This is a genomic window from Pseudomonas sp. LBUM920 (assembly GCF_003852315.1).
Taxonomy (GTDB): Bacteria; Pseudomonadota; Gammaproteobacteria; order Pseudomonadales; family Pseudomonadaceae; genus Aquipseudomonas.
Window position 1 is genome coordinate 3,610,018 of record NZ_CP027762.1, and the last position, 20,435, is coordinate 3,630,452.

General features: G+C 61.6%; 18 protein-coding genes. 12 read left to right on the forward strand and 6 right to left on the reverse strand.

The window, feature by feature from the left end:
* The first annotated feature begins 276 nt into the window (after positions 1–276).
* Complete coding sequence (gene acnB / locus C4J83_RS16900) at positions 277–2,886, forward strand: bifunctional aconitate hydratase 2/2-methylisocitrate dehydratase (RefSeq protein WP_106580470.1); 2,610 nt, start codon at positions 277–279, stop codon at positions 2,884–2,886.
* 148 nt (positions 2,887–3,034) lie between these two features.
* Here the strand turns inward: acnB and C4J83_RS16905 are convergent, their stop codons facing one another.
* The 3 genes from C4J83_RS16905 to C4J83_RS16915 form a co-directional block, all read right to left on the reverse strand.
* The gene (locus C4J83_RS16905) at positions 3,035–4,690 is read right to left on the reverse strand and encodes a SulP family inorganic anion transporter (RefSeq protein ID WP_124417685.1); all 1,656 of its coding nucleotides are present in this window, start codon (positions 4,688–4,690) and stop codon (positions 3,035–3,037) included.
* Complete coding sequence (locus C4J83_RS16910) at positions 4,680–5,297, reverse strand: ParB-like protein (protein ID WP_106580472.1); 618 nt, start codon at positions 5,295–5,297, stop codon at positions 4,680–4,682. Before C4J83_RS16910 ends, C4J83_RS16905 begins: the two co-directional genes overlap by 11 nt.
* Before the next feature lie 141 nt (positions 5,298–5,438).
* On the reverse strand, positions 5,439–6,716 hold the full coding sequence (locus tag C4J83_RS16915; protein ID WP_124417686.1) for a serine/threonine transporter: 1,278 nt from the start codon (positions 6,714–6,716) through the stop codon (positions 5,439–5,441).
* A 283-nt stretch (positions 6,717–6,999) separates the two neighbouring features.
* On the opposite strand from C4J83_RS16915, the gene C4J83_RS16920 reads away from it, so the two are divergent.
* From C4J83_RS16920 to C4J83_RS16945, 6 genes are all read left to right on the forward strand, one after another.
* Entirely contained in the window at positions 7,000–7,614 is a 615-nt protein-coding gene (locus C4J83_RS16920) for a TetR/AcrR family transcriptional regulator (RefSeq protein WP_119739959.1), read from the forward strand.
* A 181-nt stretch (positions 7,615–7,795) separates the two neighbouring features.
* Complete coding sequence (locus C4J83_RS16925; RefSeq protein ID WP_124417687.1) at positions 7,796–8,320, forward strand: cysteine hydrolase family protein; 525 nt, start codon at positions 7,796–7,798, stop codon at positions 8,318–8,320.
* Positions 8,321–8,414: 94 nt separating this feature from the next.
* Positions 8,415–9,365, forward strand: coding sequence for a 2-hydroxyacid dehydrogenase (locus C4J83_RS16930; protein ID WP_124417688.1), 951 nt, complete (start codon positions 8,415–8,417; stop codon positions 9,363–9,365).
* Positions 9,366–9,456: 91 nt separating this feature from the next.
* The gene (locus tag C4J83_RS16935) at positions 9,457–11,349 is read left to right on the forward strand and encodes a pilus assembly protein TadG-related protein (protein ID WP_124417689.1); all 1,893 of its coding nucleotides are present in this window, start codon (positions 9,457–9,459) and stop codon (positions 11,347–11,349) included.
* A 130-nt stretch (positions 11,350–11,479) separates the two neighbouring features.
* Positions 11,480–12,547, forward strand: coding sequence for a phosphotransferase family protein (locus tag C4J83_RS16940; RefSeq protein WP_124417690.1), 1,068 nt, complete (start codon positions 11,480–11,482; stop codon positions 12,545–12,547).
* Between the two features lie 22 nt (positions 12,548–12,569).
* A complete protein-coding gene (locus tag C4J83_RS16945; protein WP_056860254.1) occupies positions 12,570–13,337 on the forward strand; it encodes an SDR family oxidoreductase in 768 nt (255 codons plus the stop codon).
* Here the strand turns inward: C4J83_RS16945 and C4J83_RS16950 are convergent, their stop codons facing one another.
* Positions 13,338–13,781 carry a carboxymuconolactone decarboxylase family protein gene (locus C4J83_RS16950; protein ID WP_124417691.1) on the reverse strand — a complete coding sequence of 148 codons (444 nt, stop codon included), beginning with the start codon at positions 13,779–13,781 and terminating at the stop codon, positions 13,338–13,340.
* 153 nt (positions 13,782–13,934) lie between these two features.
* Here C4J83_RS16950 and pdxR point away from each other — a divergent pair, with 153 nt between their 5' ends.
* Together pdxR and C4J83_RS16960 are read left to right on the forward strand one after the other, a co-directional pair.
* The gene (pdxR, locus tag C4J83_RS16955) at positions 13,935–15,368 is read left to right on the forward strand and encodes a MocR-like pyridoxine biosynthesis transcription factor PdxR (RefSeq protein WP_124417692.1); all 1,434 of its coding nucleotides are present in this window, start codon (positions 13,935–13,937) and stop codon (positions 15,366–15,368) included.
* A gap of 84 nt (positions 15,369–15,452) precedes the next feature.
* On the forward strand, positions 15,453–15,854 hold the full coding sequence (locus C4J83_RS16960; protein ID WP_106580481.1) for a cupin domain-containing protein: 402 nt from the start codon (positions 15,453–15,455) through the stop codon (positions 15,852–15,854).
* A gap of 136 nt (positions 15,855–15,990) precedes the next feature.
* Here the strand turns inward: C4J83_RS16960 and C4J83_RS16970 are convergent, their stop codons facing one another.
* Complete coding sequence (locus tag C4J83_RS16970) at positions 15,991–16,620, reverse strand: DNA-3-methyladenine glycosylase I (protein ID WP_124417693.1); 630 nt, start codon at positions 16,618–16,620, stop codon at positions 15,991–15,993.
* Between the two features lie 217 nt (positions 16,621–16,837).
* Here C4J83_RS16970 and C4J83_RS16975 point away from each other — a divergent pair, with 217 nt between their 5' ends.
* From C4J83_RS16975 to C4J83_RS16985, 3 genes are all read left to right on the forward strand, one after another.
* Positions 16,838–18,163 (forward strand): C4-dicarboxylate transporter DctA, encoded by a 1,326-nt coding sequence (locus tag C4J83_RS16975; RefSeq protein WP_177410144.1) that lies wholly within the window; start codon positions 16,838–16,840, stop codon positions 18,161–18,163.
* Between the two features lie 171 nt (positions 18,164–18,334).
* Complete coding sequence (locus tag C4J83_RS16980) at positions 18,335–19,036, forward strand: FadR/GntR family transcriptional regulator (protein ID WP_106580484.1); 702 nt, start codon at positions 18,335–18,337, stop codon at positions 19,034–19,036.
* Positions 19,037–19,053: 17 nt separating this feature from the next.
* A complete protein-coding gene (locus tag C4J83_RS16985) occupies positions 19,054–19,740 on the forward strand; it encodes a GntR family transcriptional regulator (RefSeq protein WP_124417694.1) in 687 nt (228 codons plus the stop codon).
* A 30-nt stretch (positions 19,741–19,770) separates the two neighbouring features.
* On the opposite strand, the gene C4J83_RS16990 is transcribed toward C4J83_RS16985, so the two are convergent.
* Positions 19,771–20,349: an LOG family protein gene (locus C4J83_RS16990; RefSeq protein WP_124417695.1), complete on the reverse strand. Its 579-nt coding sequence runs from the start codon at positions 20,347–20,349 to the stop codon at positions 19,771–19,773.
* Positions 20,350–20,435 lie beyond the last annotated feature (86 nt).

The following is a 20,435-nucleotide window of genomic DNA, read 5'->3' on the forward strand; positions in this document are numbered from 1 at the left end:
GGCCTTGTAAGGCGCCAATAATCCGCTGGAAGCTGTTTTCAAAGCGTCACGAGCACAGTCGTTCCTTCAGAACGGTGTTGGCGATGGTTATTACCCGGTAGGTAATTGCCAGCGCCAACCCTCATCAGCTCCGTTCTGCAGGCGTAAAACTTTGAAAGCAGCTTCTGTGAGGAATGCCGGCAGCGCTGGCTTTGCGGCCCAAAAAGCCCCCGAGCGCATGCGTGCCGTTCATTTCTGGATGAGCGTCCCGTGGGACCACTGATGAGGGTAATAACTGTGCTTGAAGCCTACCGCAAACATATCGAAGAGCGTGCAGCACTGGGTATCGTTCCCCAGCCGCTTAACGCCGAACAAACCGCAGGCCTGGTCGAGCTGCTGAAAAATCCCCCGGCTGGCGAAGAAGAATTCCTCGTTGACCTGATCACCAACCGCATTCCACCAGGCGTTGACGAAGCTGCCTACGTCAAGGCCGGTTTCCTGTCTGCCCTGGCCAAGGGCGAAGCCACTTCCCCCCTGATCGACAAAAAGCGCGCTGTTGAACTGCTTGGCACCATGCAAGGCGGCTACAACATCGTGACGTTGGTCGAGCTGCTGGACGACGCCGAGTTGGCGCCTGTCGCTGCCGCCCAACTCAAGCACACCCTGCTGATGTTCGATGCGTTCCACGACGTGGCTGAAAAAGCCAAGAACGGCAACGAGCACGCCAAAGCCGTGCTGCAATCCTGGGCTGATGGCGAGTGGTTCAAGAACCGCCCTACCCTGGCCGACAAGATCAGCCTGCGCGTGTTCAAGGTCACCGGCGAAACCAACACCGACGACCTGTCCCCTGCCCCGGACGCCTGGTCCCGCCCTGACATCCCGCTGCACGCCCTGGCCATGCTGAAAATGGCTCGCGAAGGCATCGTGCCGGACGAGCAAGGCAAGACCGGCCCGATGAAGCAGATCGAAGAAATGCGTGGCCAAGGCTTCCCGATCGCCTACGTCGGTGACGTGGTCGGTACCGGTTCGTCGCGTAAATCGGCGACCAACTCCGTACTGTGGTTCTTCGGCGACGACGTTCCTTACGTGCCGAACAAGCGCGCTGGCGGCTTCTGCTTCGGCAGCAAGATCGCTCCCATCTTCTACAACACCATGGAAGATGCCGGCGCACTGCCAATCGAATTCGACGTCACCAACATGAACATGGGCGACGTGATCGACCTGTACCCGCATGCTGGCAAAGTCTGCAAACACGGCACCGATGAAGTCCTGACCACCTTCGAAATGAAGACCCCGGTGCTGTTGGACGAAGTTCGCGCTGGCGGCCGTATCCCGTTGATCATCGGCCGTGGCCTGACCGAGAAGGCACGTGCCGAGCTCGGCCTGCCGCCTTCGACGCTGTTCAAGCTGCCGGAAGCACCGGCTGAAAGCGACAAGGGCTTCACCCTGGCGCAAAAAATGGTGGGTCGCGCCTGCGGTCTGGCAGAAGGCAAAGGCGTTCGTCCTGGCACCTACTGCGAACCGAAGATGACCACCGTGGGTTCCCAGGACACCACCGGTCCGATGACCCGTGACGAACTCAAAGACCTGGCGTGCCTGGGCTTCTCGACCGATCTGGTGATGCAGTCGTTCTGCCACACCGCGGCTTACCCTAAGCCGATCGACGTGACCACCCACCACACCCTGCCTGACTTCATCATGACCCGTGGCGGTGTATCGCTGCGTCCAGGCGACGGCATCATCCACAGCTGGCTGAACCGCATGCTGCTGCCGGACACCGTCGGCACCGGTGGCGACTCCCACACCCGTTTCCCGATGGGCATCTCGTTCCCGGCCGGTTCCGGCCTGGTCGCGTTCGCCGCAGCCACTGGCGTCATGCCACTGGACATGCCGGAATCGATCCTGGTGCGCTTCAAAGGCAAAATGCAACCGGGCATCACCCTGCGTGACCTGGTTCACGCCATTCCTTACTACGCGATCCAGGCTGGCCTGCTGACCGTAGAGAAGAAAGGCAAGAAGAACGCCTTCTCCGGTCGCATCCTGGAGATCGAAGGCCTGAACGACCTGACGCTGGAACAGGCTTTCGAGCTGTCCGACGCCTCGGCCGAACGTTCGGCTGCCGGTTGCACCATCAAGCTGTCGAAAGACTCGGTCACCGAGTACCTGAACTCCAACATCACCCTGCTGCGCTGGATGATCGGCGAAGGCTACGGCGATGCACGTACCCTGGAACGTCGTGCTCAAGCGATGGAAGCCTGGGTTGCCAACCCTGAGTTGATGGAAGCCGATGCCGACGCGGAATACGCCGAAATCATCGAAATCGACCTGGCTGAAATCAACGAGCCGATCCTCTGCGCACCTAACGACCCGGACGATGCCCGTCTGTTGTCCAGCGTTGCCGGCGAGAAGATCGACGAAGTGTTCATCGGTTCGTGCATGACCAACATCGGTCACTTCCGCGCTGCCGGTAAGTTGCTGGAACAGGTCAAGGGTCAGCTGCCAACCCGTCTGTGGCTGTCGCCGCCGACCAAGATGGACGCTCACCAACTGACCGAAGAAGGCTACTACGGCATCTACGGCAAGGCTGGCGCGCGCATGGAAATGCCGGGCTGCTCGCTGTGCATGGGTAACCAGGCACGCGTAGAACCGAACTCGACCGTTGTGTCGACCTCGACCCGTAACTTCCCGAACCGTCTGGGTGATGGTGCCAACGTCTACCTGGCCTCGGCTGAGCTGGCGGCAGTGGCTTCCACGCTGGGTCGCCTGCCGACCGTCGAAGAGTACATGGGCTACGCGGCCAAACTGGACACCATGGCCAGTGACGTCTACCGCTACCTGAACTTCGACCAGATCGCCGAGTTCCGCAAAATCGCAGCAAGCGCCAACATCCCGGTGATTCAAGCCTAAGGTGTGTTGATCTAGCTACACCGGGTAAATCAGCGCCGCGTATCGCAAGGTACGCGGCGTTTTTTATGCCGGGCATACAGCCTTCACACCCCAACAAAACACCTGTGGGAGCTGGCTTGCCGGCTCCCACACTTGACGCTTTGCACACTCAGGACGGGTGCCGCAGCGCCAATTGCACAGCGCCATCAACGCTCAAGCCACTGAGCAGCACCTGTGGCGCAAGCGCCTCCGGCAAGGCTTGCAGCACTTCCAACGCCTCATGCCGCACACGCGCCAGCACCAAACGCTTGCCCTCCCCGCGCACCTGCGCGAAAAACGCCGCCAGCGCTTCGACACTGGTGCCATCCAAATCCGGAGATTCTTCCAGGCTCAGCACCACCGCCTCCACCGCCTCCACCGGCGACTGGCGCATCAGGCGCAACGCCGCACCCAGGATGCGCTCGGCATTCGCGAAAAACAGCGCCTCGCTGGGCCGTACGATCAGTAGACCTGGCACTTGCACGGCATCGGCGTGGTGCTCACGATCAACAAAGTCATGACTGTCACCCAAGCGCCCCAGCACCTGGATATCAGCCGCCGACATCTGCCGCAGCATCAGCACCACGCTGATCGCTACCGACACCAGCAAGCCATCCAGCACGCCCAGCACCAGCACTGCCGCCACGGCACAGATCACCAGCAGACGATCGCGCCGCCAGAGAAAATAACGCCCCAGCGGCTGCAGGCTCAAACCACGGCCCAGCGCGTAGATGACGATGGCGGCAAGCACCGGCTCCGGGGTCAGCGCGACATACGGCAACACTGTCAACACAATCACCAGCACCACCAGCGCGGCGACGATTCCGGCCAGGCGTGAACCGGCACCGGCGGCCTCATTGGCCGACGTCGCGGAATAGCCGGCACCGGCCGGCATGCCGTGAAACAACCCAGAGATCAGGTTGGCCGCACCCAGCGCGAGCAAGTCGCGGTTGGACGACACGCGATCACCGTGTTTAAGCGCGAACGAGCTGATAGAGCCGTAGGACTCCGCATACAGGATCATCACCAAAGCAAACGCCAGCTCCCCCAGGCGCAGCCAGTCGGCAAACGGCAGCACCGGCAAATGCCCCAACTCAAGACGCAGGTCGATCAGGCCGATCAGCGCCACGCCATGGGCCTGCAAATCCAGGTACTGCCCGGCGACGATTCCCAGAATCACCACCAGCAGCCCACCCGGCAGACGCGGAATACGCGCGCACAACCACAACACCATCAACGCAACCGCCGCGACCATCGCTGCCGGCCAGTTCCATCCAGGCAGTTGCTCTATCAGTTGCGGCAGGAAGCGGATCAGGTTGTTATCGGTCAGGTGCACGCCGACGACGCTGGCCAACTGCTTGAGAATGATGGTCAGCGCCAGGCCGAAAGCAAACCCGCGCAACACCGGCTTAGCGATAAACGAAGTCACGCCGCCGAGCTTGAACAGCCCGGCCAACAGGAACAGCACGCCAGTGATCAACACCAGCCCGAATGCCAGGGCCAGCCTCAGCGCCGGATCACCACCCGCCAGACTGGCGGTGGCGGCCGCGAGTACGGCTGCCGAGGACGATGTGGCCGAGACAATCGCAAACCGGCTGGTGCCGAACAGGCCGTAGCACACCAGCCCGGCAAACAGCGCAATCACCCCGGCCTGCGGCGGCAGCGCGGCGATACTGGAATAAGCCACGGCCTCCGGCAGCAGCAAACCGGCAATGGATAACCCGGCGAGCAGGTCCTGGGTGCGATTGGGTGGCGTGGCAACGGGGTCAGCTGTTTCAGTTTTCAATCGGCCCGACCCATCCCGGCAAATAACGTGCTTCCTGGCTGCGCGCCAGGCCCATGGCCTTGCTCAACAGCTTGGCGTTCGGCTGGCTGACCACGTCGCTGCCGATGCGGCTGCGAAAGAAGTCGGCCCACAGAAATTCGCTGAACGGCGTCGCGTCCTTGGCATAGCCACCCGCCATGCGCAACAGTCCCGCCAGGCTGCGGTAGGGATCGTCCTGCAGGTCGGTAATCTTGCGCGGAATAGCTTCGTAGGTTCGACGCAAGCCACGCGCGTCGTAGGGATGCACCCACTGATTGAACGCCATGACATTCCAGAAGGTGCTGCGCTCCACAAACGACAAGTCCTTGAGCATCAGCAACGAAACACTCTTGACCTCTTCCAGCAGCAGCGCCAGGCCGAAATGGTGGTGATCGGTGATGTAATAACGCTCGTCCGGCCCCAGCACGCAAGGAAACCAGTGCTTGTCGAGCGCGGCGGCGCGCTCCTTGCGTTTGAGCCTGGTCCAGGCTTCGCGCTTGGTAGCGACTTCAGCCATGCCGACGGTCAATTGCGTCGGATGCAGTTTTTCCAGTTTGCAGGTAATCAGTTGCGGGCGCGGCCGTGCCATGAATCTCTCCACAGGAAATGACTATGCCGACAGCTTAGTCCTCATTGCCTGCCCGGGGTCGAGACTCGACAGGTTTTCCAAGGCCAAAAAAAGACCGATTCGCGGAGTGCGCGAATCGGCCTTGGGCAGCGCAGCTCGGTGTCAGGACAGCAGCGAGTAGACCAGCGCGGTAATCGCGACCAGACCAACAGCAGTGACAAACACATTGGACGCCTGCCCGCGGTACTTGGCCATGGCGGGCACTTTGCGGATCGCATACATCGGCATCAGGAACAGGATCGACGCAATGATCGGCCCGCCCAGCGTCTCGATCATGCCGAGGATGCTCGGGTTCAGCGTGGCGACGATCCAGCACACCACCAGCATGAAGGCGGCGGTCATGCGGTCCAGGGACTTGGCCGCCGGGCGGCGACCGGTCTTGAGCACCAGGCCCTTGAGGCCTTCACTGGCACCGATGTAGTGGCCCAGGAACGACTTGGCAATCGCCACGAACGCAATCAACGGCGCGGCGAAGGCGATGGTCGGGTTGTCGAAGTGGTTGGCCAGGTACGACAGGATCGACAGATTCTGTGCTTTCGCTTCGGCCAGTTGCGCCGGCGTCAGGGTCAGTACACAGCTGAACACGAAGAACAGCACCATCACCACCATCAACAGGTGTGCGCGGCAAAGGATCTGCGAGCTGCGCCCATCCGCGTTGGCACCGTACTGGCGCTTCTGGTCCACCGCAAAGGCCGAGATGATCGGCGAATGGTTGAACGAGAACACCATCACCGGAATCGCCAGCCACAGTGTGTTGAGCAACGCAGACGGCGCCGGTACTTCACTGGCGGTGCTGAGAATGCCGCCGGTCCAGTGCGGGATCAGGTACACGGCCAGAAACAGCAACGCGACGATAAACGGATACACCATCAGGCTCATGGCCTTGACGATCACTTGCTCGCCGCACCGCACTACGGCCAACAGGCCAAGGATCAGCACAAACGCCAGGATCGCGCGCGGCGGCGGCATGATGTGCAGCTGGTGCTCCATGAAGCTGCTGACGGTGTTGGTCAGGGCCACGCTGTAGATCAGCAGGATCGGGAAGATCGCGAAAAAGTACAGCAAGGTGATCAGTGCGCCGGCCTTGAGACCGAAATGCTCTTCGACCACGTCGGTAATGTCCGAACCTTCACGGCCGGACAGGACGAAACGGGTCAGGCCACGGTGGGCAAAGAACGTCATCGGGAATGCCAGCAGCGCCAGGATCACCAGCGGCCAGAAGCCCCCGAGGCCCGCGTTGATAGGCAAAAACAAAGTACCGGCGCCGATGGCGGTGCCGAACAGGCCAAGCATCCAGGTGGTGTCCTGGCGGCTCCAGCGCGTAAGGGTTGCAGGTGTCGTTGCATAGCGTTCGTCGACGCTATTGGCCTGATCATTCATCCGGTCGGATCTCCGCATTTCCACAGCCGGGACGAGTCAGAAAAACCTGACAGGCAGCGCCCCGACCATAACAAGCGCGCGATTGTCCGGGATTCTCCTGAATAAGCAAAGACTTAGCTGAGGAACGGTGGCCTTGGACAGATCAGTCGGGGTCGCTGCAGGCAGCGGTTCCAGAGGGCTGCAGCGCCGTCGAGATAATACATGCCCAAACAAATCTATTTTAGAGTCGCGGGCTTTGCTGTACTTTTCAGGCAACGCCCGCCTTTATTCTGAGAGCCCTGTCATGCCCCGCGTGTCCCGCAAACAAGCCGAACTCAACCGTGAAATCATCGTGGAGGCCGCCACGCACCTGTTTCGCGAGCGCGGCCTGCACGGCATCAGCCTGGCGGACGTGATGGCCGCCGCCGGGCTGACCCACGGTGGTTTCTACGGGCATTTCGCCTCCAAGGAAGCCTTGGCCAACGAAGCCTGCCAGAAGGCCTTTGAGCATTCGAACCAAGGCTGGCAGGACAAGGTCGAGCGCAGTGAAGACCCGCAATCGGCATGCGAGGCCATCTTGCGCCACTATTTTTCGGCCACCCACCGCGACAATCCCGGTGATGGCTGCCCGATATCGGCCTTTACCCCGGACATGTGCCATGAGCCCGCCAACACGCAATTACAGCGCACCTTCATCGCCGGTGTTGAACGGTCGCTGGAGATCTTTGCGCAGTTTCAGGCCCAAGACCGCCAGGCCATGCTGGCCAACTACGCGATGATGATCGGCGCCGTCACGCTCGCTCGTGCGACGCGCGGCAGTAGCTTGTCGGACGAATTTCTGGAGGCTGCACGAAATACGCTGCTACCCGAGGCGAAATCGACCGCGCCCGTTGACAGCCCTGCGCCCGTCCCAGCATGATCGGGCCATGAAGCCTATTCAGCTGCACCTCACCTGCACCACCACCACGACCGCTTATGGCGGGTCGTGCGGTTGCTGTGGGTGCTTGAGCTAAAACACCCGGATTCAACCCAAGGCCCCGCCAGCAATGGACGGGGCCTTTTTATTGCCCCGCCCTCTGGCCACTGCAAGGAGCAAGACCATGGCAAACGCCCTGCTGATCATCGATATGCAAACCGGTTTATACGATGGCCCGGACAAACCTTTCCAGCGCGAACGGGTACTGGAGAACATCAACCAGCTGATTCAGCGCGCCCGCGCAGTCAACGCGCCGATCTTCGTCGCCCGCCACACCGGCCCGGCGGGCTCGCCGATTGAAGCCGGCAGCCCGCTCTGGCAGCTGTGGCCCGGCCTGGCTGTCGACGAAGCCCGCGACCACCTGTTCAATAAAACCCGCCCCAGCTGCTTTTTGGGCACTGACCTCGCCCGGCAACTGGCGGCGGCGCAGGTAAATGAACTGGTGATCGTGGGGATGAAAACCCAGTTCTGCATCGACACCACCTGCCGAGTCGCCGTGGAACTCGGGTTTTCGGTGATCTTGCCGGAAGACAGCCACACCTGCATGGACACCCCGGCGTTGTCGGCCGAGGCGATCATCGAGCATCACAATGCGACCCTGGCCGGGGCGTTTGTGAAACGGGTGAAAGCGCACAGCATCGCGTTCTAACGGCGTCTATGTGGGATTTTTCTGGCCGAACAAAACGTTCTGTCTTACAAATCCCGCATACTCACCTCTCAAACCCTTCAGGAAGAGCCTTCCGATGTCCACCACTGTTCTGGTCCTGGTTGAAACCATCAACGAATACCTGCAAATCATCGAGAGCAACGACTTTCACGTGATTCTGGCGCCGACGCCGGCCGAACGCGCCCAGGCGATCAAGGCGCATGGCGGGCAGATCAAGGCCGTGCTGACCCGTGGCCCGCTGGGGCTGTATGCCGAGGAAATCGCCGCATTGCCCTTGCTCGAGATCATCTGCGTGATCGGTGCCGGTTACGAGCATGTGGACCTGCAGGCGGCCAGCAACCGCGGGATCGTCGTCACTAACGGCGCCGGGGTGAATGCGCCGTCGGTGGCCGACCATGCCATGGCATTGCTGCTGTCGCTGGTGCGCGGCGTCCCCCAGACCGACGCGGCAGTGCGACGCGGCGAATGGCCAAAGGTGATGCGCCCGTCCCTGGGTGGCAAGCAGCTGGGCATCCTCGGGCTCGGCGCAGTGGGCATGGAAATCGCCAAGCGCGCGGCACTCGGCTTCGGCATGGAGGTGAGCTATCACAACCGCCAGCCCCGCGATGACGTGGACTACACCTATTGCGCCACCGCCGTGGAACTGGCGCGCACCTCGGACTTCCTGATCCTGGCCACCCCCGGCGGTGCAAGCACCCGTCACCTGATTGATCGCCACGCCCTGGATGCGCTGGGGCCGAACGGCTACCTGGTGAACATCGGGCGCGGCAGCGTGGTAGTCACGGCGGACCTGGTGGCGGCCCTCGAGCAACGGCGAATCGGCGGCGCGGCACTGGATGTGTTCGACGAAGAACCCAAAGTGCCGGACGCCCTCAAGCGCCTGAGCAATACCGTACTCACCTCCCACGTGGCCGGCCTATCTCCCGAAGCCGCCCACGATACGGTGCAGCGCGTGGCCGATAACCTGGTGGAGTACTTTGCCGGCCGCCCGGTGCTTACCCCGGTGACGCTGCCGCCGCGCAACTAGTAGCGAATAGCCAGCGCCGACGTGAAACCTGACTACACTGCTTTGCGGGGATGCTCAGGACGTCGGTGCATGACCGGCGAAGGAACGCAGAATGTTTGGCCACGGACTCGGCCCGGCCCGCCAGCGCGGCGCCATCGGCTTGATCGGCGCGGTGACCCTTGGGGTTGCGCTGTTGTTTCTATTGCTGGTGGTCGACAGCGGTCGCTTGTACCTGGAGAAGCGCAAGTTACAGCGTGTGGTCGACACAGCAGCGCTCGAAGCGGTCAGCCGCAGCGGCACGTGCGCGGCGCCCAATAACAATGCGGCCCTGTTTGCGACTCAAAGCGCCGCGCGCAACCACTTCAACATTGACGACAATCGCACCCTGGCAGTTGCCTGCGGCACCCTGGCCACGGGTGCTGACTTCATGCGCACCTTCAGCGCCGACCCGGCCAAAACCGATGCTATCCGGGTCATCGCCACCCACCGTGTGCACACCAGCCTCGCCCATGGCTTACTCACGCTGTTCTCGGCTCGACCCCTCAACATGATGACGCTCTTGAGCGCCACGGCGGTCGCTGCCGCGCCAGCTCCGACAGTAGCGTCACTCACCGTGCGCAGCACCTTGTTGACCGTCGACAGCACCAAATCCGTGGCCCTCAACGCCTTGATCGGCGGCTTGCTGGGCGGCAAATTGCAGCTCGACGCGGTGGGCTGGAACGGTTTGATCAATACCAATATCAGTCTGCTCAAGTACCTGGATGCCTTGGCCATCCGCCTGAACGTCAGCGCCGGCAATTACGATCAGTTGCTCAAGACCGACGCCACCGTCGGCCAACTGATCCAGGCCGCCATCGACGTGCTCAAGCTCGGTGGAGATGCGGTCACCCTCGTCATCAACAACCTCGAAGCCATCAAGCTGATTGCGCCGGGTACGCAAATCCTGCACTTGGGCGACCTGATCAATATCCAGAACGGCACGGACAAAAGTGCGCTGGATGTGAACCTGCAACTGTTCAACCTGATCCAGGGCTTTGTGCAGTTGTCGAACAAGGCCAGCGCCGTTGCCGTTGAGCTGCCGGTGGATGTGCTGGGGCTGCTGGGCGTCACTGTCTCGACCAAAGTGATCGAGCCTGGGCAACTCTCAAGCATCGGCGACCCGAAGAACATCGCCACACAGCCTATTTATGTGCGAACCGCGCAAGTGCGCACATTGATTTCGGTCAGGCTGCCGATCGTCACGCTGGTCAATAACGCGCTGGGGGGCGTGGTGCAGGCGTTGAATGAGGTACTGAGCGGCTTGTTGGGGCTGCTTGACCCCAATTGTTGCCTGGTCACCAGCCTTGAGATCGGCGACACACTCGACATTGCCCTGGAGGCCGCCGGTGGCAGCGCCAAGGTCACGGATTACAGGTGCGACAGCGGCAAAAAATCATTGTCGGTGCTCGGCGAAACCTCGGCCCTGCACGTGATGATTGGCCAGGTTGATCCGAAAAACCTGTTTTCATCCACCCGAACGCTGCACGTCGACGAGTACCCGGTGGTGGATATCGGTACCAAGACCTGCAAGCGCGGCACCGGCGTCTGTGGCGACCGGCAAGCCTTCGCGGCAGGCGGGCTGGGCGTGCGCGTCGACAGCGATGTGGCCCGGACCGAACGCGCGCACACCTACACCAACCCGCCGGCGGTCAATCTGCCCCCGACGTATTATCAATTCGCTGCCTCGAACGTCGTCAGCAGCCTCAAAGAAACGCTCACAGGCATCCAACTGATCAACCATCCACCGAAAATCGCCAGCCTGTTGGGCGCCGTGCTGGGCCTGGTCACGGGCCTGCTCAATGGCTTGCTGTCAATGCTTGGGGGCGTGATTGGCGGGGTACTCGGGCCGCTTCTCGACCCCATCGTCAATAACCTGCTCGTCGGCCTGGGCATTGACCTGGCAAAAGTCGAAATCGGTGCCAACCTGTCCTGCAACCCCGCTGGCCGGGCGATGCTGGTCATTTGAGCGCATCAGGCCCGCTGATCATCATCCAACACGCTAACCTATTAAGCCGCCCCGACCTTGTCGCTGGACGGCGGTGCGCATTAGATTAGCCAATAGTCCAAGGCCTTTAGAATAAGCAGAAGGGATAAGCATGGCGCTTAACGACCAATCGACCCAGATTCGCCCAGGCGAAGAACTTGATGCCAGCCTCATCAATCCCTACCTCAAGGCGCATATTGCGGGCCTGCACGGCGCGGTCAAAATCAGCCAGTTCCCCGGTGGCGCGTCCAACCTGACTTACTTGCTGGAATACCCGGACCGGGAATTCGTGCTGCGCCGCCCGCCCTTTGGCCACAAGGCCAAGTCCGCCCACGACATGGGCCGCGAATACCGCATTCTCAACCAGTTGAAAGATGGCTTCCCGTATTGCCCCAAGGCCTACGTGCATTGCACCGATGAGTCGGTGATCGGCGCCGAGTTCTACGTGATGGAGCGCGTCAACGGCATCATCCTGCGCTCCGACTTGCCCGCCGAACTGGGCCTGGACGCCACCAAGACCGAGGCGCTGTGCAAAAGCTTTATCGACAAGTTCGTCGAACTGCACCAGGTGGATTACGCCGCCTGCGGCCTGGCCGACCTGGGCAAGCCCGAAGGGTATGTAGCGCGTCAGATTCGCGGCTGGAGTGATCGCTACGAGAAAGCCCTGACCCCAGATGCCCCAAGCTGGGAGAAAGTGCGCGCCTGGCTCAACGACAAGATGCCGGCCGACCATCCGACCTCCAGCATCGTGCACAACGACTACCGCTTCGACAACGTGATCCTCGACCCGCAAAACCCGATGCAGATCATTGGTGTGCTGGACTGGGAACTCACTACGTTGGGCGACCCGCTGATGGACTTGGGCAACACCCTCGCCTACTGGATCGAAGCCGCCGACCCGGCACCGGTGCAACTGATGCGTCGCCAGCCAAGCAACGCCCCCGGCATGCTGACCCGCCGCCAGTTCGTCGATTATTACGCCGAGCGCTCGGGCATTCAGATCGACAATTTCGACTTCTACTACACCTATGGCCTGTTCCGCCTGGCCGGCATCGTGCAACAGATCTACTACCGCTTCTTCCACGGCCAGACCCAGGACAAACGCTTTGCGCAGTTCATCCACATGAACAAGCTGCTGGAGCAAATGAGCCTGAACGTCATCGCCAAATCAGCCCTCTGACTGCAAGAACAAGGAACCCTTCATGTCCAAGACCCACCTGTTCGACCTCGACGGCAAGATTGCTTTTGTGTCCGGCGCCAGCCGCGGTATCGGTGAAGCCATCGCCAAGCTGCTGGCCCAGCAAGGCGCCCATGTGATCGTCTCCAGCCGCAAACTGGAAGGCTGCCAGCACGTGGCGGATGCAATCATCGCCGCCGGCGGCAAGGCCACGGCCGTGGCCTGCCACATCGGTGAAATGGAGCAGATCACCCAAGTGTTTGCCGGTATCCGTGAACAGTTCGGCCGCCTGGATATCCTCGTCAACAACGCCGCCACCAACCCGCAGTTCTGCAACGTGCTGGACACCGACCTCGGCGCCTTCCAGAAGACTGTGGACGTGAACATTCGCGGCTACTTCTTCATGTCGGTGGAAGCCGGCAAGCTGATGCGCGACAACGGGGGCGGCAGCATCATCAACGTGGCGTCGATCAACGGCATTTCCCCTGGCGTGTTCCAGGGCATCTACTCGGTGACCAAGGCCGCCGTGATCAACATGACCAAGGTATTCGCCAAGGAATGCGCAGCGTTCGGCATTCGTTGCAACGCCCTGCTGCCGGGCCTGACCGACACCAAGTTCGCCTCGGCGCTGGTGAAGAATGATTCGATCCTGAAAATGGCGCTGGCGCAGATCCCGCTCAAGCGCGTGGCCGACCCGAGCGAAATGGCCGGCGCGGTGCTGTTTCTGGCCAGCGACGCCTCCAGCTACACCACCGGCGTGTCGCTGAATGTGGACGGCGGCTTCCTGTCCTGATCATGCATTCGGCGGTTGCTGGCGAAAGCTCACCGCCAGGCGGTTCCAGCCACTGATGCTGGACACCGCCATGGTCAGGTCCACCAATTCCTGTTCGCTGAACTCCACGCGCACTGCCGTGTAGAGTTCATCCGAGACACTTGACGTCGGCAGTGTCGCCACCGACTCGCTCCAGGCCAACGCGGCCTTCTCCCGCGCGCTGAAAAACGGCGAATCACGCCATACGCACAGTGCAAACAGGCGTCGCTCGCTCTCGCCACGCTGACGCGCTGCCATCGAATGCATGTCGGTGCAAAACCCGCAGTGGTTGAGCTGCGAGACGCGGATCTTGATCAACTCCAGCAGCGGCTTTTCGATGGACAGCTCAAAGGTCGCCGCCTCCAGCATCAACATGCCTTTAAGCGCTTGCGGTGAGGCGGTGTAGTAATCCAGACGGCGTTCCATGGGCGGCTCTCGGGCGGGCAAGTCATTGTGCGCTAGCCTAGAGCCCGCGCCCCATAAGCCCTATAGCCAATCGAGCGGTTTATGCGCAGACCATTTTGAGCGCGCTGCGCGAGCGAGTAGTCTTGGCCCAGAGTGACTGCCTTGGGATGAAACATGGAACTGCACGTGGTGATCAACGGCCGCAAAGACCTGGCCGAACAGCTGTACCGGCAGTTGCGTGAAGCCATTGCGTCCGGACGCCTGGCTGTCGGCGCGCAACTGCCGCCCAGCCGCCTGTTGGCCGAACAAATCGGCGTGTCGCGCAAGACCGTGTCTGACACCTATGCCACCCTGACGTACGAAGGCCTGCTGGTGGGCAAGACCGGCCGCGGCACTTTCGTCAATGCCCATCCAGTGCAGACTGAGCGCGTGCAAACCGCCGCCGACCTGGCCTGTGCCGCCAACCTGGGCAAATGGGCGGCGCTGCCCTCGCCCATGCGCCATCCCACGCGCGACAGCACACTGCGCTATGAATTTATCGGAGGCGCCACCACCCGCAATCAGTTCCCCCAGGATGAATGGCGGCGCTGTACCCAGGATGCGTTGCGGCGTATCGCCCGGGACAGCGGCTTTTACAGTCAACCCGAAGGTTTGCCCGCGCTGCGCGAGGCCATCGCCGGGCACGTCGCATTTTCACGCGGGGTGAGATGCCGCGCCGACGACATCGTGGTGACCAATGGCGCGCAGCAGGCACTGGACCTGATCGCCCGCGTGGTGCTCGAACCGGGCACCACGGTCGCCATGGAAGACCCCGGCTACAGCCCGGCGCGCCAGCTGTTCATGGCCATGGGCGCCCACGTTGCCGGCGTGCCGGTCGACGCGCAAGGCATTCAGGTCGACCTGATCCCGGACGGCACACGGCTGATCTACGTGACCCCGTCCCACCAGTTTCCCCTGGGCATGCCCATGAGCCTGGCGCGCCGCGAAGCTTTGCTGGCGCGCGCGTTCGAGCTGGGCGCGATCATCATTGAAGACGACTACGACAGCGAATTTCGCTACGAAGGCCGCCCCACCGATTCCCTGCAAAGCATGGACAGCCGTGGCGTGGTCACGTACGTCGGGACCTTCTCGAAAACCCTGCTGCCGGAGTTACGCCTGGGCTATGCGGTGCTGCCGCCGGCCATTTACGGCGCGGTGCTCAAGGCCAAGCAACTGACCGATCAGCACAGTTCCACCCTGCCGCAATGGGCACTGGCCAAGTTCATCAGCGAAGGCTACTTGCTCAAGCACATTCGCCGCTGCCACACGGTGTACGCCGGGCGCCGCGAACGCATCCTGCAGCGCCTGGCAGGTGACTTGGCGCCCTGGTTTGAAGCGGTACCCAGCGTGGCGGGGTTTCACATGGCGGCGCTGTGCAAGGTGCCGGTGAATATCCCGTTGCTGATGGAACTGGCGCGGCGCGTGGAAGTGGGCGTGTACCCGGTGGATGTGTTCTTCCATGACACCCCCGTGCGCCAGGGTTTGATCATCGGCTTCGGCGCCATCGAGCTGCTCGACATCGACCCGGCGCTGGACCGGCTGCGCGATATTCTGCAGCAGATTGGCTAGCGGGTTTTCCCGCGCATTGGTCATTGGTCCGGTGCGCTCGGCGGCGTAGGGTGAAGAGGTCTCGAACTTCTCGGAAACCTCATCATGAAACGACTGCTCGCTGCCACCCTGATGCTCGCCTCGCTCAGCGCCCTCGCCCACGAGCCGGTTTACAACCAGGAATCCATCAAGGTGCTGCAGGAACACGCCTTGACCAATGTGCCCGGCAAGAAAACCATCATGCTCACCGTCGATTACGCCCCCGGCCAGGCCACCGTGCCGCACAGCCACACCGGCACTGCCGTGGCGTATGTGCTGGAGGGTGAGATCACCTCGCGGGTCAACGATGAAAAGGCGATTACCTACAAGGTCGGTGAGTCGTTCTATGAAGCGGCCGGCTCGCGGCACTTTGAATCAAGCAACGCCAGCCAGACCCAGCCGGCCAAGCTGCTGGTGGTGATGGTGCTGGATGACAAGGCTGAGGTGCTGACGCCGCTGCCACAGTAATCAGCTACGCCACAAAACCGTTGTGGGAGCGGGCTTGCTCGCGAAGAAGGCGGTTCAGCCCCCACAGCTGGAGACTGACACAGCGCCTTCGCGGGCAAGCCCGCTCCCACACTTTGGATTGGCTTGGGCCAGAGGCTCAGGGACGTTTGAACTGGCGGCGCAGGTGCTCGATCCGCGGTCGGCAGGCACAGCCTTCCAAGTGATCATTGACCATGCCCATCGCCTGCATCAACGCATACATCGTGGTCGGGCCGACAAAGGTCCAGCCGCGTTTTTTCAAGGCTTTGGATAAGCGCACCGAAGCCGGTGACGTTGGGTTGCCGGTCCAGTAAGCCATGTCCACCAGGGCCGGGCGCTCCTCCTCGGTTGGCTCGAACGCCCATATCCAATGGGCCAGCGAGCCGGTTTCATCCACCAGTTCGCACGCCCTGCGCGCGTTGTTGATGGTGGAGACGATCTTGGCCCGATTGCGCACGATGCCGGGGTCATTCATCAGGCGGGCGATATCCGCCTCGCCATACTGAGCGACGCGGCGAAAATCAAAGCCCTCGAAGGCAGCCCGAAACTGCTCGCGCTTGCGCAGGATGGTGATCCACGCCATGCCGGCCTGAAAGCCTTCCAGGCAAATCTTCTCGTACAGTTGACTATCATCCGCCACCGGCACGCCCCACTCGTGGTCGTGATAGCGCGGGTACTCCGGCGCCGCCGTGCGCCAGGTGCAGTGGGTCTGCCCTGTGGCGTCCGTGGTCAGTCCTGATGCATCCATCAATCACCTCGCGATTCAAGCCGCGGATGATAAGCGAATTTTTTTCCAGCCCGCCAACCGCTCAAGCGCCACGCTTGCCGACCAACTGGTCAGACCGCGACCTGTCAACCGCCGATTATTTACTTGTGATTTCAAAAAAACCCGGCGTAGACTGGCCGCGCACTGGACTTACCGGTAAGACCACAACAATTAAGCCCTGGAACCACCAGGGCACCGAATAGAGATCCCTCCCATGCTCAGATGGTGCTCGCGTTCGATTTTCCTGCAAGTCGTGATAGGCCTGATGCTGGGCATTATCTGCGGCCTGGCCCTTCCCGAATTCTCCTCGCAACTCAAACCCCTGGGTGACGGCTTTATCAAGCTGATCAAAATGCTGATTGGCCTGATCGTATTCTGCGTGGTGGTCAGCGGTATTTCCGGCGCCGGCGACTTGAAGAAAGTCGGGCGCATCGGCCTCAAGTCAGTGATCTACTTTGAAGTGCTGACCACCGTCGCACTGGTGATCGGCCTGATCATGGCGTTCAGCACCGGTATCGGCCAAGGCGCGAATATTCATCTGGAACAGCTTTCGTCCGCCGGGTTGAATGAACTGGCCGACAAAGGCCAACACATCCGCGGCACCAGCCAGTTCCTGATGGACCTGATCCCCAACTCGGTGATCGGCGCCTTCGCCGACAACAACGTGCTGCAAGTGTTGCTGTTCTCGGTGCTGTTCGGCAGCGCGCTGAACCTGGTGGGCGAAGCCGCCTCGGGCATTTCGCGGTTGATCAACGAGCTGAGCCACGTGATATTCCGCATCATGGGCATGATCGTGCGCCTGGCGCCGATCGGCGTGTTCGGCGCCATTGCGTTCACCACCAGCACCTATGGCCTGGACTCGCTGCAACACCTGGGCAGCCTGGTGGGTTTGTTCTACCTGACCTGCTTTGTCTTTGTCGCGGTGGTGCTTGGCCTGGTGATGCGCGTGTCCGGCCTGCGCATGCTGCCGTTGCTCAAGTACCTGCGCGAAGAACTGCTGATCGTGATGGGCACCGCCTCCTCCGATGCGGTACTGCCACAGATCATGCGCAAACTTGAACACCTGGGCATTGGCAGCTCGACCGTAGGCCTGGTGATTCCGACGGGCTACTCGTTCAACCTCGACGGCTTTTCGATTTACCTGACCCTGGCCATCGTGTTTATCGCCAATGCCACCGGCACGCCGCTGTCGATGACCGACTTGCTGACCATCCTGCTGGTGTCGTTGATTACCTCCAAGGGCGCCCATGGGATTCCCGGCTCGGCACTGGTAATTCTGGCGGCGACCCTCACCGCTATCCCGGCGATTCCCGTCGTAGGGCTGGTGCTGGTGTTGGCGGTCGACTGGTTCATGGGTATTGGGCGCGCATTGACTAACCTGATCGGCAACTGCGTCGCCACGGTGGCCATTGCTCGCTGGGAAAAAGACATCGATATCCAACGCGCCAACAAGGTGCTCAACGGCCAGCAAGGCTATGCCTTCCAGGCCAAGAAGCCGGTGCTGCCGGCGCATCAGGAGTTCTGACCCATTCTATGAGCGACACAGCTCAGCTGTGGGAGCGGGCTGGCTCGCGAAGGTGCAGGTTCAGCTTGCACATGGGGTGACTGACATTGCGCATTCGCGAGCCAGCCCGCTCCCACCTTTTGACCGTCGCCAGTTTGGCCATTGTATTCGCACCATCAAGGAGACGTAGACGTGATCAGCACCTCAACCGTCGTCAATTCAGTCGTAGAAAAACTGCGCGCCGCACTCAAGCGTGGCCAGTGGCGGCGTGGCGAAATGCTGCCCGGCCAGCGTGAACTGGCCGAGCAGATGGGCATCAGCCGCCCGAGCCTGCGCGAAGCGGTAATCGTGCTGGAAACCCTCGGCCTGGTGCGCTCGATGCCCGGCAAGGGCGTGGTGGTATTGGAAACCAGCGTCAGCGAGCCGCACGCCAGCGACGCCGTGGCCGACGCCAGCCTCGAAGATATCCTGCAACTGCGCTACACCCTCGAGCCCTTCATCGTCGGCCTGGTCGCCCAGTCCATCAGCAGCAAAGAAGTCGGGCAACTGCGGCTCACCTTGATGGACATGCGTGAAGCCCTGGATGCCGGTGACGCCGAAGCCGGCATGAATGCCTACATCGGCTTTCACGAAGAACTGTTCGCCCTCACCTCCAACCCGATCTTTCAAAACGTGGTGCAACAGACCAGCAACGCCCTCAAGCAAAGTGCCCAGGTGCTGCGCAACTCGCCCGAACATTTGGCCGAACGCCTGCAGGAAAACGAAGCCGTGGTGCGCGCCATCCGCAACAAAAACAGCGCCCTGGCAAGTGCCGAGATGCGTCGGCACATCCTCCAGGAGGGCCTGCGCATGGGCATCCGCTTGAACATCCCGGACGACCATCTGGGCAGCTGATTTTTTGGAGACCGGCCATGACCGCCCACGCGCTGCAACGCGATCCCATTCTCCCGGCCCTGCGCCTTGTGGCCGGTAAAAAGCCCTCGGTGGACGACATCTACCCGCGCTTGTTTGATGCCATCCTCGAACAGCGCATCGCCCCCGCCAGCCGGTTTACCGAAGAAGGCCTGGGCGAAACCTTTGGTGTGAGCCGCAGCGTGATTCGGCGCGTACTGGCCAAGCTGTCCCATCAGCAAGTGATCATCCTGCGTCCCAACCAGCGCGCCCAAGTGGCCGCGCCGGACGCCCAGCAGACGCGGCAGATTCTGGAAGCGCGGCGAATGACGGAAGTGACCGTGGTGCAGCTGGCCTGCGACCAGGCCACGCCCGCGCACATTCGGCAGCTACGTGAGTTGATCGCCCGTGAACGTGATTGCATCGACCGCGACCAGCGCGCAACGGCGATTCGACTGTCCGGGGAGTTCCACCTGCAATTGGCCGCAATGGCACACAACGCGCCCCTGGCGCAGTTCCTCAATAGCCTGGTGCCGTTGACCTCATTGATCATTGCCCAATACGAGGCACACGCCTGCACGTACTGCGCGTGGCAGGAGCATGTGGCGATTGTGGATGCGCTGGAACAACGCGATGTGAACCGCGCAATCGGCCTGATGACCCAGCACCTGGATCATCTGGAGGCAAAATTGCTCACACTCGACTGACGCTCGCCACCGCGTCGGTTGCCTGCGGCATCAGGTGTCTTCTCGCGTGATCCACTTGGGCACCTTGGGCGCCTGGTAACTCAACACGGCGGCCAGCAAACGCTCCACGTTCGGTTCCACGATCAGCATGTTGCGGTGCACGGGTTTTAGAAACGCCTCACTGACAACCGAGTCGAGAAACGTGGCCAGGCCGTCGTAAAAGCCGTTGATGTTCAGCAGAGCGCACGGTTTTGCGTGCTGGCCAAGTTGCGCCCAGGTCCAGACCTCAAACAACTCTTCAAACGTGCCGATGCCGCCGGGCAACGCGATAAAGCCGTCGGAAAGCTCGGCCATCAGCGCTTTGCGCTCGTGCATGGAGCTGACGATCCGCAAGTCTTTGAGGCCGGTGTGCGCCAGTTCCTTCTCGGCCAGAAACGCTGGCATGACCCCGATCACTTCACCGCCATTGGCCAGCGCGGCGTCAGCCACCGCCCCCATCAAGCCGACCGAGGCGCCACCGTAGACCAGGCCGATACCCGCCTTGGCCAGCGCCTCACCCAACTGAGCCGCCATTTGCGCATACACCGGCAATCGGCCCGGGCTTGAACCCGAGAAAATACAAAGTCGCATACACCCTCACTTGATCTGATTGTGTTGAGCACAGCGCTCATTTAACCACGCCACATCCCACGAGCAGAATCAGCGTTACCGGCCAC